Annotated in this window: 16 protein-coding genes; 8 read left to right on the forward strand and 8 right to left on the reverse strand. The window is 61.9% G+C overall.

Features of this window, described 5'->3' with window-relative positions:
* Window positions 1-27: 27 nt before the first annotated feature.
* Entirely contained in the window at window positions 28-1,197 is a 1,170-nt protein-coding gene (locus tag ATY78_RS02165; RefSeq protein WP_088680839.1) for a DnaJ C-terminal domain-containing protein, read from the reverse strand.
* A 330-nt stretch (window positions 1,198-1,527) separates the two neighbouring features.
* Window positions 1,528-1,974 carry an RT0821/Lpp0805 family surface protein gene (locus ATY78_RS02170; RefSeq protein ID WP_088680684.1) on the reverse strand — a complete coding sequence of 149 codons (447 nt, stop codon included), beginning with the start codon at window positions 1,972-1,974 and terminating at the stop codon, window positions 1,528-1,530.
* A gap of 66 nt (window positions 1,975-2,040) precedes the next feature.
* Here ATY78_RS02170 and pdxH point away from each other — a divergent pair, with 66 nt between their 5' ends.
* A complete protein-coding gene (gene pdxH / locus ATY78_RS02175; protein WP_088680685.1) occupies window positions 2,041-2,661 on the forward strand; it encodes a pyridoxamine 5'-phosphate oxidase in 621 nt (206 codons plus the stop codon).
* 5 nt (window positions 2,662-2,666) lie between these two features.
* On the opposite strand, the gene ATY78_RS02180 is transcribed toward pdxH, so the two are convergent.
* Window positions 2,667-3,704, reverse strand: coding sequence for a polysaccharide deacetylase family protein (locus ATY78_RS02180; protein ID WP_088680840.1), 1,038 nt, complete (start codon window positions 3,702-3,704; stop codon window positions 2,667-2,669).
* A 304-nt stretch (window positions 3,705-4,008) separates the two neighbouring features.
* Between ATY78_RS02180 and ATY78_RS02185 the strand changes: the two genes are divergently transcribed.
* Complete coding sequence (locus tag ATY78_RS02185) at window positions 4,009-5,307, forward strand: D-alanyl-D-alanine carboxypeptidase family protein (RefSeq protein WP_088680686.1); 1,299 nt, start codon at window positions 4,009-4,011, stop codon at window positions 5,305-5,307.
* Between the two features lie 61 nt (window positions 5,308-5,368).
* Window positions 5,369-5,686: a MazG nucleotide pyrophosphohydrolase domain-containing protein gene (locus ATY78_RS02190; RefSeq protein ID WP_088680687.1), complete on the forward strand. Its 318-nt coding sequence runs from the start codon at window positions 5,369-5,371 to the stop codon at window positions 5,684-5,686.
* 33 nt (window positions 5,687-5,719) lie between these two features.
* Here ATY78_RS02190 and ATY78_RS02195 read toward each other — a convergent pair whose 3' ends face one another.
* The 5 genes from ATY78_RS02195 to ATY78_RS02215 form a co-directional block, all read right to left on the reverse strand.
* Window positions 5,720-6,733 (reverse strand): inorganic phosphate transporter, encoded by a 1,014-nt coding sequence (locus ATY78_RS02195; RefSeq protein WP_088680688.1) that lies wholly within the window; start codon window positions 6,731-6,733, stop codon window positions 5,720-5,722.
* The gene (locus ATY78_RS02200; RefSeq protein WP_088680689.1) at window positions 6,733-7,374 is read right to left on the reverse strand and encodes a DUF47 domain-containing protein; all 642 of its coding nucleotides are present in this window, start codon (window positions 7,372-7,374) and stop codon (window positions 6,733-6,735) included. Before ATY78_RS02200 ends, ATY78_RS02195 begins: the two co-directional genes overlap by 1 nt.
* A 141-nt stretch (window positions 7,375-7,515) precedes the next feature.
* The gene (locus tag ATY78_RS02205) at window positions 7,516-8,007 is read right to left on the reverse strand and encodes a GNAT family N-acetyltransferase (protein WP_088680690.1); all 492 of its coding nucleotides are present in this window, start codon (window positions 8,005-8,007) and stop codon (window positions 7,516-7,518) included.
* A gap of 16 nt (window positions 8,008-8,023) precedes the next feature.
* Complete coding sequence (tldD, locus tag ATY78_RS02210; protein WP_088680691.1) at window positions 8,024-9,439, reverse strand: metalloprotease TldD; 1,416 nt, start codon at window positions 9,437-9,439, stop codon at window positions 8,024-8,026.
* A 77-nt stretch (window positions 9,440-9,516) separates the two neighbouring features.
* Window positions 9,517-10,173 (reverse strand): invasion associated locus B family protein, encoded by a 657-nt coding sequence (locus ATY78_RS02215; protein ID WP_190237367.1) that lies wholly within the window; start codon window positions 10,171-10,173, stop codon window positions 9,517-9,519.
* A 316-nt stretch (window positions 10,174-10,489) separates the two neighbouring features.
* On the opposite strand from ATY78_RS02215, the gene coxB reads away from it, so the two are divergent.
* From coxB to ATY78_RS02240, 5 genes are all read left to right on the forward strand, one after another.
* Window positions 10,490-11,374 carry a cytochrome c oxidase subunit II gene (gene coxB / locus ATY78_RS02220; RefSeq protein ID WP_088680693.1) on the forward strand — a complete coding sequence of 295 codons (885 nt, stop codon included), beginning with the start codon at window positions 10,490-10,492 and terminating at the stop codon, window positions 11,372-11,374.
* An 18-nt stretch (window positions 11,375-11,392) separates the two neighbouring features.
* On the forward strand, window positions 11,393-13,090 hold the full coding sequence (gene ctaD / locus ATY78_RS02225; RefSeq protein ID WP_088680694.1) for a cytochrome c oxidase subunit I: 1,698 nt from the start codon (window positions 11,393-11,395) through the stop codon (window positions 13,088-13,090).
* A gap of 67 nt (window positions 13,091-13,157) precedes the next feature.
* Window positions 13,158-14,108 (forward strand): heme o synthase, encoded by a 951-nt coding sequence (locus tag ATY78_RS02230; protein ID WP_088680841.1) that lies wholly within the window; start codon window positions 13,158-13,160, stop codon window positions 14,106-14,108.
* On the forward strand, window positions 14,108-14,248 hold the full coding sequence (locus ATY78_RS28400) for a hypothetical protein (protein WP_088680695.1): 141 nt from the start codon (window positions 14,108-14,110) through the stop codon (window positions 14,246-14,248). Before ATY78_RS02230 ends, ATY78_RS28400 begins: the two co-directional genes overlap by 1 nt.
* On the forward strand, window positions 14,245-14,853 hold the full coding sequence (locus tag ATY78_RS02240) for a cytochrome c oxidase assembly protein (RefSeq protein WP_088680696.1): 609 nt from the start codon (window positions 14,245-14,247) through the stop codon (window positions 14,851-14,853). The genes ATY78_RS28400 and ATY78_RS02240 overlap by 4 nt, the downstream gene beginning before the upstream one ends.
* Window positions 14,854-14,888 lie beyond the last annotated feature (35 nt).

Below are 14,888 nucleotides of genomic sequence, written 5' to 3' on the forward strand. Positions count from 1 at the left end.
ACAAAGGGTGCGATTGTCATAAAAATTTCACAGGAACAGGCCTTCGCGCATGCTTCTCATGAGATCGGTGACTTTGTCGTCGGGTTTTTCCCACAGCATGATGCGCAATTCGACGACGAGATCGCCCCTGCCACCCTCTTCGCGAGGCAATCCCTGGTCGGGAATCCGGATCGTCTTGTCAGAGCCGGACCATGCGGGAACAGTCACGGTGAGCGGCCCGCTCGGCCCATCGATGCGAGCCTCGGTGCCGAGCACGGCATTTTCGATGCTGAGCGGCAGGACGGCGCGCAGATCGAAACCGTCGACCGTGAAGCGCGGATCGGGCGCGATGCGGATGGCGATGACGGCATCGCCGCGCTGCATGCCGGGCAGCTTGAATCCCTGTCCCTTGAGCCGCACCTCATGACGATCCGTCGTGCCGGCCGGCAGGGCGAAGCCGATTTCGCGGCCTTCCGGCAGCGAGGCCGTAACCCAGCTGCCCTTCAGGACGTCGTCGATCGTGACAGTGGCAGTCGTCACCTCGTCGGGCGCTTTTTCCAGCCCCGTATCCTTGGCGCCGGTGAAGCGACGCACCAGCGACGTCAGGATGCTGAGCGGCAGTGACAGGTTGGCGGCGCCATTGGCCGCAGCCTCGCCGGTCTCGCCGTCGCCTTTGATGTCGCCCTCGGCGTCGTCGCCATCCATGCGCTTGCCGGCTTCGGCCTGTGTCTGGTTCTGTGGCTGCTGGTTGGGGGCCTGATGGGCGCGGCTCTGTGCCTGGCCGCCGGCCGCCGCCCGCGCACCGAAGATCCGCTCCACCATCTCCTCGGCCGCTTCGCCAGTGCCGGCCTGTTGCCTGGAACTGTCGGCCGCCGCCTTCTGGGCGGCTCGCGCCAGCTCTTCCATCACACGCTCGGCATTGGCCTGCGCCGCCTTGGCGCGGACGGCCGCTTCGCGTGCGGCCTGGCGCTGCTGCATGATTGTCTGTTCCTGCTTCTTGGCTTCCGCCATGCGCACGGCATTGTCGAACAGGCTGCGCTTGCGCGGATCCTTCAGCGTTTCGTAAGCGCGGCCGATCTCGGCGAACCGGGCGGCGGCGGTCGGATCGTCCCGATTGTGATCGGGATGGACGGCCTTGGCCATGTTGCGCCAGGCCGCCTTGATCTCGTCTGCCGCAGCGTCACGCTTGACGCCGAGAATCTTGTAAGGATCGCGCATGTAAACCGCCGGTGTTGCGATGCGGCGGGCGCTGTCCTTGCCCGGCATCCCGCCCAATATCAAAAGTCCAATATCAACTCGCCGGCCGCCACCCGCCGCAAAGGCAGGGAAAGCCACTCTCGACATCGATCGTGCGGCCGAGTTGCTAATCACTTCTTATTTCTGTCGGGAGATGGGAGGTGTTTTGCTGTAAATGGTTAGCTCTTTGCTAAGCATTTGGCAGAAAGTGCCTGGCCGTTAACTTCATAGCGCGTCAAGCGCACAATAGACGCGGGCAGGCTTTGGATTGTGCAGGGGCCGGCGTTCCCGGGAATCGATTGTTCGGCCGGATCAGCTTTCCGGCTGGAAGCTCAGGAGCTGCCAGTTGCCGCCGCCGACGAGGCACGTCTTGCCGTAGAATTTGGCGATGCCGACATAGGAATGGCGCGTCGTGCGGAACTGGCGGCAGACCTGGCCCGATTCATTGTTCTCGACGATCGTATCGATGACACCGGCGCTGCCTGTGGATGCATTCGCCCAGGGAAGCGGCTGGCCTTCGAGCCTATGCACGTCGGCGGACGTTACGGCGTTGCGCACGGTCATTTCGTCGGACAGCGTATCGGTGCTCGGCGGCGTCTGCGGTACGGTGCCGGTAGCCACCGACCGGTCGACCTTTGCTTCGCTCAGAAAGTCCATGCCGCTGCCGACGCAGCCCGAAAGCGACAGCATCGCAACGCCGGTGACGAAGAGTCGTCGCAGGCTCTTTGTATGGCGATATGACTTTGCTATGACTTCCACCCTGCGTCCTGTCCAGTCATTGAAAAGCTGGGCGCCTGTTGAATAATCCGGGGCATTTGAACCAATATGTCGGCAAACGAGTTAACAAGCGGTGACTTTACCGAAAGTGGCGAGCCCTTCAAGCTCTTTGCCGAATGGCTGAAGGAAGCCGAGGCCTCCGAACCCAATGACCCCAATGCCGTGGCTCTGGCGACGGTCGATGAGGATGGTCTTCCCAATGTCCGCATGGTTCTCCTGAAGGGATTCGACGAAGACGGATTCGTCTTCTACACCAATTTCGAGAGCCAGAAAGGTCGCGAAATCTTGGGGCAGAAAAAAGCCGCCATGTGTTTCCACTGGAAAAGCCTGCGGCGCCAGGTGCGGTTGCGCGGCCCGGTCGAGATCGTGCCCGATGCCGAAGCGGATGCCTATTTTAAAACGCGCGCGCGCGGCAGCCGCATCGGCGCCTGGGCTTCCAAACAATCCCGCCCGCTCGAAAGCCGATTCGCGCTGGAGAAAGCGGTGGCCGAATATACCGCGCGCTATGCCATCGGCGAGATTCCGCGTCCCGCCCACTGGTCCGGCTTCCGCATCCGGCCGACGTCGATCGAATTCTGGAAGGACCAGAAATTCCGCCTGCATGACCGTATCGAATTTCGCCGGCCGTCACCGGAAGGCGAATGGGAAAAGGTGCGGATGTATCCCTGAGGGATCTACCTGCCCATGAGCTTCAGCGGGATGCCGGAGGCGAGTGCGGAGACGTAGCGTCGCTTCTGGTAGAAGCCGTTGAGCGAAATGCGCGGCAGATAGGCGGTCCGGCCGGCTGCCGGCAGGCCCGGTTGGGTGGTGACGGCGACCGCAAAGCCGAGATTGGCTGATATTTGCGCCTCGCGGGCCGTCGCGGCCTCAGGCGTGCCGTAGGGATAGGCGATCGTCCTCGGGCGAATGCCGGTCACCGCCTCGACGTAATCCGCCGAAGCCTGCATCTCGATTCGCGCTTCGGCCTCGGGCAGGCGGGCAAGCGCGCGATGGCTGATCGTATGGGCGCCGAGCGCTGCGAGCGGACGCTTGGCGAGCCATTGCAATTCGCCAGGCCCCATCACCAGGTCGCGCGTGATGTCCGTCGGCTCTAAGCCGTTTTCCCGCGCCAGCAGGTCGATGGCGGCGACGGCGAAGGCCTCGTCGGAGCGGTGGATGTAAGCGGCGAAGCGATCGAAAGCGTTCCATTGCTGCTGCGGACTGTCGAGCGCAAGCCGCTCCCTGCCGCGGCCGAAGTCAAAACGCAGTTCCGGCGCCTGGCGCAGCAGAATGGCGAGCGTTTCCCACCAGATGCTGTGCGAGCCCTCGGCGAAGCCTTGGGCGACGAACACCGTGAACGGCGCCTGATGCCGCTCGAAGACGGGTAGCGCATGCTCCAGATTATTGCGGTATCCGTCGTCGAGCGTGAAGGCGGCGAACGGCCGCGCGCCCTCGGGCTCGGCCAGCAATGCCGGCACGGCATCGAGCGGTACGAAGCGGTAGCCCTCCCGTTTCAATTGCCGCAACGCCGCGTCGAGAAAGCCGGGGGTGATTTCGAGATGCGCGTTCGGCTCGAAAGCCTGAGGCGCGTGCGGGCGGACATGATGCAGCGTGAAGACGACGCCGCGCCCGCGCGCCGCGCGCATCCGGCCGGCCGAGGCGAGAAGCCAGGATGCCTCGAGCCCGGCGCCGATCGCCGCGCGTTTTGCCAGTCGCTTCAATTGTCCCGTCATGCGGCGCCCGCCCATTTGAGCAATTCCCGCAAGGCCTTGCGTCCGGAATGCGTGAAACGAAAAGAGAGCATTTTTGGCTTGGAGAAATCGGGAAATGCTCTAGCTTTGCCGAAACTAGCAGGTGCAACTTAAGCCTTGCTGAATCCCGAGACTGCACAGCTTTTTTCATTCTTGTTAACCAAGACGATGAAAAGACTAGAAAAACGGTAGGCGTTGCCGCAAAGTCGCGCCAAACTTGCGGCTTCTGTCACATTACGGCACAGGTGCCGGTCTTATCGAGACCCAGCGCATTGAGGGGAAGTGCATGAGAAAGCTTTTGGCGGCTGTTTTGACCGTAACGCTTGCCGTTTCGGCGCCTCTTGCTGCCCTGGCCGGCAGCGCTTCGCTCATCCTCGATGCCCGCACCGGCAAGGTTCTCGCTTCCGAGAACGCCGATACGCTGAACCATCCCGCCTCGCTGACGAAGATGATGACGCTCTACCTTACCTTCGAGGCTCTGAAACGCGGGAAGATCAGCTGGGACACGCCGATCAAGATGTCGAAATATGCCGCAGCAAGGCCGCCGACCAAGCTCGGCGTCAAGGCGGGCGGCACGATCACCGTGCGCGAGGCGGTCTATGGCATGATCGTCAAATCCGCCAACGATGCCGCCGCCGCCATGGCCGAGAAGCTCGGCGGCTCGGAAAGCGGCTTTGCCCGGATGATGACCGCGAAGGCGCGCCAGCTCGGCATGAGCCGCACCGTCTTCGTCAACGCGTCAGGCCTGCCGAACAGCAGCCAGGTCACGACGGCGCGCGACATGTCGACGCTCGCGGTGGCGCTGATGAAGAACTATCCGAACGAGTACCGGCTGTTTTCGGCGGCAAGCTTCAATTTCCGCGGCCGGACAGTCCGCGGCCACAACAATCTCATGTATCGCTACCAGGGCATGGACGGCATCAAGACGGGTTACACCAATGCCTCCGGCTTCAACCTCGTCAGCGCCGTGAAGGACGGTAACCGCCGTGTCGTCGGTGTCGTGCTCGGCGGCCGCACCGCCCGCAGCCGCGATGCCAAGATGGCTGGTTTGCTCGACCGTTATCTCGGCCGCGCCTCGTCTTCCGGCGGTGCCAGGCTGGTTGCAAGCGTCGGCGCCAAGGAATCCGTCGAAGTCGCTTCGGCCGCAGATGCTTCCGATGTTCCGGTGCCGCTGAGCGCGCCGCGCCCGGACGGCGAAGCCGCGCCGAAGAACCTGGCCGAGAACAGCCTGGCCTATGCCGACGATGCCGTCGTACCGCTCGAACGCCCGACCGCGATGGACGAAATCCTGAATGCCGGCAAGGCGCCGAAGACCGCGACGGAAAAGACCGGCGGAAACTGGCAGATCCAGATCTCGGCCGCGCCCAGCGCCGATGCCGCCCGTGCTCTTCTCGCCCAGGCGCAGTCGGAAGGCGGCGCCCCGCTCGTTTCCGCTTCACCCTATACCGAGGCCGTCGGGCAGGGGGCAAACAGGATCTACCGCGCCCGCTTCGTCGGCTTCGCCAGCAAGGACGCCGCCGTTTCTGCCTGCGATGCGCTGAAGCAGCGTTCCTATGACTGCATGCTGCTGCCGGAACACGGCTGACCGCCGCTCTGGACTTTCATCGGGAATCAGCGTCTCCTCCATAAACAAAAGGAGAACGTCTATGCTGCGCCGTCTCGCCGACCAGTTCGAAGCCTCTTCCGCTGCCTATGCCTCAGCCAATGGCATCGAGCGTGACGCCGATTGGTTTCTGTTGAAGCTGCAGGAGGAAGTGGGCGAACTCACCCAGGCGTGGAACCGGCTGACCGGCCGGGGCCGCCGCAGGGAACGGACGCAGGAAGAGCTCGACCGCGACCTTGCCGACGAAACCGCCGACCTGCTCGGCCATATCCTGCTCTTTGCCCGCCGCAACGACATCGACCTTGCCGCGGCGATCGAACGGAAGTGGCGGTTCCATCCGGTGCAGGCGTCAGACGCCTAAGCGCTTCGCCATCTCTCCCCGGCGGCATCGACGTTAAAAGATTTTGCTCAATCCGGTTACGAACCAAAACGAGAGCGCGGAAATGATCGCCGCCGCCGGCAGGGTGACGACCCATGCGACCACGATGTTACCCGCCAGCCCCCACCGGACGGCAGACACGCGCCTTGCCGCGCCGACGCCGATGATGGCGCCGGTGATGGTGTGCGTTGTCGAAACGGGTATGCCGAGCCATGTGGCGCCGAAGAGCGTCAAGGCGCCGCCCGTTTCGGCGCAGAAGCCTTGCATCGGGTTCAGCTTGGTGATCTTCGATCCCATCGTATGAACGATGCGCCAGCCGCCGAACAGCGTGCCGAGCGCCATCGCGGCCTGGCATGAAAGCACGACCCAGAAGGGCACGTGAAAGCTGCCGCCGAGGTAACCCTGTGAATAGAGAAGGACGGCGATAATGCCCATGGTCTTCTGGGCGTCGTTGCCGCCATGGCCGAGCGAATAAAGTGACGCCGATACGAATTGCAGGAAGCGAAACGACCGGTCGACTGCGAACGGGGTCTGCCGGATGAAGATCCAGGACACCGCCAGGATGAGGAACAAGGCGAGAAGAAAGCCGATCATCGGTGACATGACGATTGCCGCACCCGTCTTGAAAAGACCGCTCCAGACAATCGAGCTCATTCCCGTTTTGGCCAGGCCCGCTCCGACCAGGCCGCCGACCAGCGCATGGGAGGAGCTGGAGGGGATGCCGAATATCCAGGTCACGACATTCCAGACGATGGCGCCGATGAGCGCTGCGAAAATCACCTGCGGCGTGACGATTCCCGGATCGATGATTCCGGTGCCGAGGGTCTCGGCGACATGGAGCCCAAAGAACAGGAAGGCGATGAAATTGAAGAAGGCCGCCCAGAAGACGGCATACTGCGGCCTTAGAACCCGCGTCGATACGATTGTTGCAATCGAGTTGGCGGCATCATGCAAACCGTTGAGGAAATCGAACAGCAAGGCAATGCCGATGAGGCCGACGAGAAGGGGAAGAGCGAGGGCGGCATCCATCAGACATTCTCGATCACGATGCCGCTGATCTCATTGGCGACATCCTCGAAACGGTCGACCACCTTTTCCAGCTCACCATAGATCTGACTGCCGATCATATAGGCCATCGCATTGCCGGCACCGTGCCGGCGAAACAGATCCTTGAGCCCCTGGTCATGCAGTTCGTCGGATCGCCCTTCTACACTCGTAACCTGCTCGACGATCGCCAAAAGCCGCGGTGCATTGGCGCTGATGCGATCAAGCAACGGGATCGCTTCGGCAATAAGAACGGCCGCTTCGACGACGGTCTTGCCCATCTCCCGCATGCCGGGATCGAAGCTGCTCTGCTCGAAGAGGCGAATGGTCTTGACGGTCTTGTGCATCATATCGATCGCATCATCCATGGATTGGATGAGATCCTTGATGTCTCCGCGATCGAACGGCGTGATGAAGCTTCGCCGGACGGCCTGCATGACTTCGCGTGTGATATTGTCGGCCTGGTCTTCCAACCGTACGATCGTCTCGCATTGACGCTCGATCTCGACCCCTGACAGCAGCCTGTCGAGAGCCTGTGAGGCTTCTACGATCGTCCTGGAGTGTTGTTCGAAGAGTTCGAAGAAACGGTCTTCACGTGGCATCAACTTTCGAAACCAGCCAAGCATGATCACCTCGCGATTAGGTCTGCGCTATGGACGGCGAAAACAGGCCGTCCTTATGACAGCCCGTGTCCTAAACTCTATGTTGTTGATGCGATAGGGGCGAATTGTGATTTATGACAGATTTATGACAGTGCCGCCGCGAAGTCAGCCGAGCTTATATCGGTAGAATTTGCTGTCCACCGCCATCAGCGGAAACGATCGGGGCAGGTCCGCCTTCGCAAGCTCGCTAAAGCCGTTCTTCTCGTAGAAGCGGTGCGCGGCGACGAATTTGTCGGTCGTGCCGAGGAAGATATCGGTGAGGCCGGTCTCCCTGGCATGGGCGAACAACCGGTCGAGAAGCCGCGCCGCCACGCCATGCTCACGGCCGCGAACCTCCGCTGAGACGAACATCTTGCGCAGCGCCGCCTGGTTGTTGCCGATATCCTTGAGCCCGAGCGTTCCGACGATGGCGCCGTTCCAGACGGCGACCCAGAACTGCCCTTTGCCGGACTGGTAGTAATCCGGGATGACCCTGAGATCGGGCTGCGCATCCGCAGTGATATTGATGCCGAACTCCTCGCGCTGGATCGGCAGGATCACCGAAAGCACGTCGTCGGCGTCATCGACGGTGAAAGCTCTGATTTCCACGTCCGCCATCGATGAGCCTCCCGCCTCAGGCCTGCGTGCCGCCGACAGTGACCTGATCCATGCGCAGATGCGGCTGGCCGACGCCGACGGGAACCCATTGGCCGGCCTTGCCGCAATTGCCGATGCCGGTGTCGAGCTTCATGTCGTTGCCGATCATCGACACCCGCTTCATCGCATCCGGCCCGTTGCCGATCAGCATGGCGCCCTTGATCGGCGCGCCGATCTTGCCGTTCTCGATCAGATAGGCTTCGGTGCAGCCGAAGACGAACTTGCCGGAGGTGATGTCCACTTGGCCGCCGCCGAATGAGACGGCGTAGACGCCCTTCTTCACCGAGGCGATGATCTCCTCGGGCGTCTTGTCGCCGCCGAGCATGTAGGTGTTGGTCATGCGCGGCATCGGCACATGCGCATAACCCTGGCGGCGGCCGTTGCCGGTGGGCTGCATGCCCATCAACCGGGCGTTCTGCCGGTCCTGCATGTAGCCGACGAGCTTGCCGTTCTCGATCAGCACATTATAGGCGGACGGCGTGCCTTCGTCGTCGATGGTGATCGAGCCGCGGCGGCTGTCGATCGTGCCGTCGTCGACGACGGTGACTCCGGGGGCCGCGACCATCTGGCCGAGAAGCCCGGCAAAGGCCGACGTCTTCTTGCGGTTGAAATCACCTTCCAGCCCGTGGCCGACGGCCTCGTGCAGCATGACACCAGGCCATCCCGAGCCGAGAACGACGTCCATCGTTCCCGCCGGCGCATCGATCGCTTCGAGGTTCACGAGCGCCTGGCGCAATGCCTCGTCGGCACCGTATTGCCAGCTTCCGGTCGCGATGAAATCACCGAAGCCGATGCGGCCGCCCTGGCCGTAGGAGCCGCTTTCCTGCCGCTCGCCTTCGCCGACCACGACCGAGATGTTGATGCGCGTCATCGGTCTTATGTCGTGGACGCGGTGCCCATCGGCGCGCAGGATGTCGACCACCTGCCAGCTTGCCGCCACCGAAGCCGTGACTTGCCTCACCTTGTCGTTCTTGTTCCTGAGATAGGCGTCGATATCGGTCAGCACCTTCACCTTCTCCTCGAAGGTCGGCGAGCCGATCGGATTTTCGTCGGTATAGAGCTTGCGGTTCGTGCCCTGGGGCGCTGCCGCGTAAGAGCCGGAATAACCGCGCGTCACGGCGCCGACCGCATCGGCCGCCCGCTTCAGCGCCGAGACGGAAAGATCGCCGGCATGGGCGTAACCCACTGCTTCGCCGGCAACCGCACGCAGGCCGAACCCTTGCTCGGTATTGAAGCTGCCACCCTTCAGCCGGCCATTGTCGAAGGTCAGCGCTTCCGCCTGCGCGTGTTCGATGAAGAGCTCGCCGTCATCGGCGCCGGACAAGGCTTCGGCGACGAGACCGCGCATGGCGGCTTCGTCGGCATCGAAAAGCGTCAGGAGATCGGTGGTCATGTCTTATGCTCCGCTGAAGAGCAGGAGTGCTCATAGCCGATGTAGGTCTGATGGATTGTCCGAGCAAGCCCTGCGCCTCAGGGAAGGGCGTCGAAGCCTTCGGCGAAGCCCTTGAGATCGACGGGGATGCCGATGCCTTCTTCCGGCGTCTGGAAGACGATGAAGGTTGCCTGCGCGCCGCTGCGGAAGGTCTTGAGCAACTCGTCTTCGAGCACGACCTCGGCATAGCAGCCGTCGGCGAAGCAGCGCACGAAATAGGCGCGGCCGATATCCTTGCCGTCGACATTGAGCCCGAGGCCGTTCGGCAGGAGAACGCCGAGAGGTGCCAGCACCCGCAGAATCTTCGACTTGCGGTCGGCCGTCTTCAAGACGACGACGGAAAGCCCGACCTCCGGCCGGTCCTCGGCGATGACGTTCTGCATCAGCGCGCATTGTTCGGTCGCAGCACCCGCCGGCTTGTCGCAGACGACCGACCATGCGCCATGATTGGATTTCACCGTGCCGGGCGCCTGCGGTTGGGTTTGGCCGGGCGTCACCTGGATATTCGGATTGGCGGCTGAGGGCTGCTGCGCCGGAGCAGGGGCCGGCGCAGCAGCGGGCGGCTTTGCCTGCGACGGAGCGGCGGGCTGCTGTGCGAAAACGGGCGTCGTCGCCGCGGCCGCGATGCTGGCGGTCAGGAGAAGCGACCGCGCGAGGGAACGGAAACCCATGAAAACCTCTGGATATCGAATCATTGCCGCTATTGTTGAAGCTGCCCACTGAAAATGAAAAGCCCTACCCCGTGAAAACCGGGGGACTGCGGCAGAAATTGGACCTTTCAGCAAGAATGTTCGGGTATCGGATTGGCCGGAAAGGCGATTTTTCGTATGCTGATGAAAAACTTGGAATGTTTTGCCGTTCCGGCCTGCCTGCGCTTTAAGCAAAAATGCCGCATAGACAATTGCTCTGGCCTGTTGCGGCAAATGCCAAACTGTGGTTTGAAGCGCTGAAGATGGCAAGGATTCTGCGTTCGATTTTGCAGGTCAAGCGCTCGAGGGAGATAATAAGGTGATGAAGAAGGCTTATGCAGCTCTGACCGCGCTGGTCTGTCTGCTTTTTGCTTCCGGCACATATGCCGACCAGCCGATGCCGTGGCAGGCGACGCTGCAGCCGGCGGCGACGCCGATCATGCGGGAAATTCATTGGTTCGAACAATATACCCTGTGGTTTATCGTTCCGATCACGCTCTTCGTTCTGATCCTGCTCATTCTCGTCTGCTTCAAGTTCCGCGCCAGCGCGAACCCGGTGCCGTCGAAGACGAGCCACAACACGCTGATCGAAGTGGTCTGGACCGTGGGGCCGGTCTTGGTGCTGCTCTTTCTCGCCATTCCTTCGTTCAATCTTCTGACAGCGCAGCTGACGCTGCCCGAAAACCCGGACGTCACGATCAAGGCGACCGCCACCCAATGGCAGTGGAATTATGAATATGAAGGTGCCGGCGAAAGCCCGCTCGCCTTCGATTCCTATCTCCTGAAGGATCAGGACCGCGCGGCCGCCGGCAAGGAAGACAAGTCGGTCTATCCAAGGCTTCTCGCCGTGGACAACGAGCTGGTCCTGCCGGTCAACAAGACTGTTCGCGTTCTCGTGACAGCGGCGCCCACCGACGTCATTCACGCCTTCGCCATGCCGTCCTTCGGCGTCAAGATCGATGCCGTGCCGGGCCGCCTGAACGAAACCTGGTTCAGGGCCGAGCGCGAAGGCCTGTTCTACGGCCAGTGTTCCGAGCTCTGCGGCAAGGACCATGCGTTCATGCCGATCGCCATCCGCGTCGTCTCCGAGGACAAGTACAAGCAGTGGCTGACCACGGCCGCCAGCGACCTGCCCGGCGCCTACAAGACACTCATGGCTGCAACCGATGGTCCCGCAAAGACCGTCGACGTTGCCGAAGCACAGTAATTAAAGGGGATCGGGACAATGGCTGGACCTTCCGCTCACGATCATTCTCATGATCACGCCCATCACGACCATGCGCATGACGATCATCACGATCACTCGCATAAGCCGAGCTTCGCCAATCGCTGGCTGTTCTCGACGAACCATAAAGACATCGGCACGCTCTACCTGATCTTCGCGATCATTGCCGGCATCATCGGCGGCGCGCTTTCCGTCGCCATGCGCATGGAGCTGCAGGAGCCGGGCATCCAGATCTTCCACGGCCTCGCCTCGATGGTCTACGGCTATGAGGGCGATGCCGCGATCGACGGCGCCAAGCAGATGTTCAACATGTTCACGACGGCGCACGCGCTGATCATGATCTTCTTCATGGTCATGCCGGCGATGATCGGCGGCTTCGCCAACTGGATGGTGCCGATCATGATCGGTGCTCCCGACATGGCCTTCCCGCGCCTGAACAACATCTCCTTCTGGCTGATCGTTCCCGCCTTTGCTCTCCTGCTGCTGTCGATGTTCGTCGAAGGCCCTGCAGGCGCCTACGGCACGGGCGGCGGCTGGACGATGTATCCGCCGCTGGCGACGAGCGGCACGCCCGGACCGGCGGTCGACCTTGCGATCTTCGCGCTCCACATTGCCGGCGCCTCGTCCATCCTCGGTGCGATCAACTTCATCACCACGATCCTGAACATGCGCGCCCCCGGCATGACGCTGCACAAGATGCCGCTGTTTGCCTGGTCCGTGCTGATCACCGCCTTCCTGCTGCTGCTGTCGCTGCCGGTCCTGGCAGGCGGCATCACCATGCTGCTGACCGACCGTAACTTCGGCACCTCCTTCTTCTCTCCGGAAGGCGGCGGCGACCCGATCCTCTACCAGCACCTGTTCTGGTTCTTCGGTCATCCCGAGGTCTACATCCTCATCCTGCCGGGCTTCGGCATGATCAGCCACATCATCTCGACCTTCTCGAAGAAGCCGGTCTTCGGTTATCTCGGCATGGCCTACGCCATGGTCGCGATCGGCGCTGTCGGCTTCGTCGTCTGGGCTCACCACATGTACACGGTCGGCCTGTCGCTCGACGCGCAGCGCTACTTCGTCTTCGCCACGATGGTCATCGCCGTGCCGACGGGCGTGAAGATCTTCTCCTGGATTGCGACGATGTGGGGCGGTTCCATCTCGTTCCGCACGCCGATGATCTGGGCGATCGGCTTCATCTTCCTGTTCACGGTCGGCGGCGTCACGGGCGTCCAGCTCGCCAATGCCGGTCTCGACCGCTCGCTGCATGACACCTATTACGTCGTGGCTCACTTCCACTACGTTCTGTCGCTCGGCGCCGTCTTCGCGATCTTCGCGGGCTGGTACTACTGGTTCCCGAAGATGACCGGCTACCTGTACAGCGAGTTCCTCGGCAAGCTGCATTTCTGGATCATGTTCATCGGCGTCAACCTGGTGTTCTTCCCGCAGCACTTCCTCGGGCTCGCCGGCATGCCGCGCCGCTACATCGATTATCCGGATGCCTTCGCAGGCTGGAACTACGTATCGTCCATCGGCTCTTATATCTCGGCCTTCGGCGTATTGGTCTTCCTCTTCTGCGTCTTCGAAGCCTTCGCCAAGAAGCGCGTCGCCGGCGACAATCCGTGGGGCGAGGGTGCGACGACGCTCGAATGGCAGCTGCCTTCGCCGCCGCCCTATCACCAGTGGGAACAGCTTCCGCGCATCAAGTAATCTGCGCGGATATCAGGACGCCGTATCCGATATGGCGTCCTGATTTTGAGAAATTCAGGACTGAATGATGACGGTTATCGACAATCACGAGGCGCTTGCAGAGGACGGCGAAATGTCGGAAGCAAGTGCGCGCGATTATTTCGAACTCCTGAAGCCGCGGGTCATGTCGCTCGTGGTCTTCACCGCCTTTGCCGGCTTGGTGCTGGCGCCGGGCCACATCAATCCCGTCCTCGGCCTGATCGCCATCCTCTGCATCGCGGTCGGCGCCGGTGCCTCCGGTGCGCTCAACATGTGGTACGATGCCGATATCGACGCCGTCATGAGCCGCACGGCCAACCGTCCGATCCCGGCCGGCCGCGTCGCGCCGTCCGAGGCGCTCGCCTTCGGCCTGGTGCTGTCAGGCTTTTCGGTTGTGATCCTCGGCCTGGCCGTCAACTGGCTCTCGGCCGGCATCCTCGCCTTCACCATCTTCTTCTACGCCGTCGTCTATACCATGTGGCTGAAGCGCTCGACGCCGCAGAACATCGTTATCGGCGGCGCCGCCGGCGCCTTCCCGCCGATGATCGGCTGGGCCTGCGTGACGAATTCGGTGACGATCGAGAGCACCGTTCTCTTCCTCATCATCTTCCTGTGGACGCCGGCGCATTTCTGGGCGCTCGCGCTCTTCAAGATGCGCGACTACGAAGCCGTCGGCGTGCCGATGCTGCCGAACGTCGCCGGCGAGCGCACGACCAAGCATCAGATCGTCGCCTATGCGGTGCTGACCGCCGTCTGTGCGGTCCTGCCGTCCTTCCTTGGTTTCGCGAGCTTCGGCTATGGTCTCGTCGCCGCCATCCTCGGCGCCATCTTTGTATACTGTTCCATCGCCGTCTGGCGCATGCCCGACGGCGATCTGAAGATGATCCCGGCGAAGAAGCTCTTCGCCTTCTCGATCTTCTATCTCTTCGCGGTGTTCTCCGCCTTGATGTTCGACCGGCTGGCTTCGTTCTTCGTCTCGCATGCCGGAGGATGGTTCTGATGGATCTCGTCAAGCTCACCGAAAAACAGATGAAATCGCGCCGCAACCGCAACATCGCTCTCGGACTGGTGCTTGCCGGTCTTGTCGTCCTTTTCTACGCGATCACGATCGTGAAGATGGGCGGGGGAATGGCCGGATGAGCGGAAACACGGGCGCGCCGAAGAAGCAGGGCCGGAACAACGGCGCCGTCGTCATGATGTGCCTGAGCTTCGTCTTCGGCATGGGCGCGATGAGCTACGCCGCCGTGCCGCTCTACCGCATCTTCTGCCAGGTGACCGGCTACAACGGCACGACGCAGCGCGTCGACCAGATGTCGAGCGTCGTCCTCGACCGCAAGATGCGCGTCACCTTCGATGCCAATGTCGCGCCCGGCCTGCAGTGGAATTTCAAGCCGGTCGAGCGCGAGGTCAATCCGAAGATCGGCGAGACCATCCAGGTCAATTTCGTCGCGGAGAACCGTTCGAACGAGACCCAGCGCGGCCAGGCGGTGTTCAATGTCACGCCGGGCGAAGCGGGTGCCTATTTCAACAAGGTGCAATGTTTCTGCTTTACGGAAACGGACCTGAAACCGGGCGAGAAGCTCGAAATGCCGGTGGTGTTCTACATCGATCCGGAAATCGTCAAGGCCGTGGAATCGAAGGATATCCATACGGTCACGCTGTCATATACGTTCTACCCGAAAGAGGGACCGAAGCCGCTGGCTTCGAATGAGGGCGGAACGCAGAAGATTGAAAAGAAACTTTGATCAAGGCTTGTTTCCGGCTATGCCGGGAGCGGAGT

The organism is Rhizobium sp. R635 (assembly GCF_002211285.1).
In the GTDB taxonomy this organism is placed as follows: domain Bacteria; phylum Pseudomonadota; class Alphaproteobacteria; order Rhizobiales; family Rhizobiaceae; genus Rhizobium.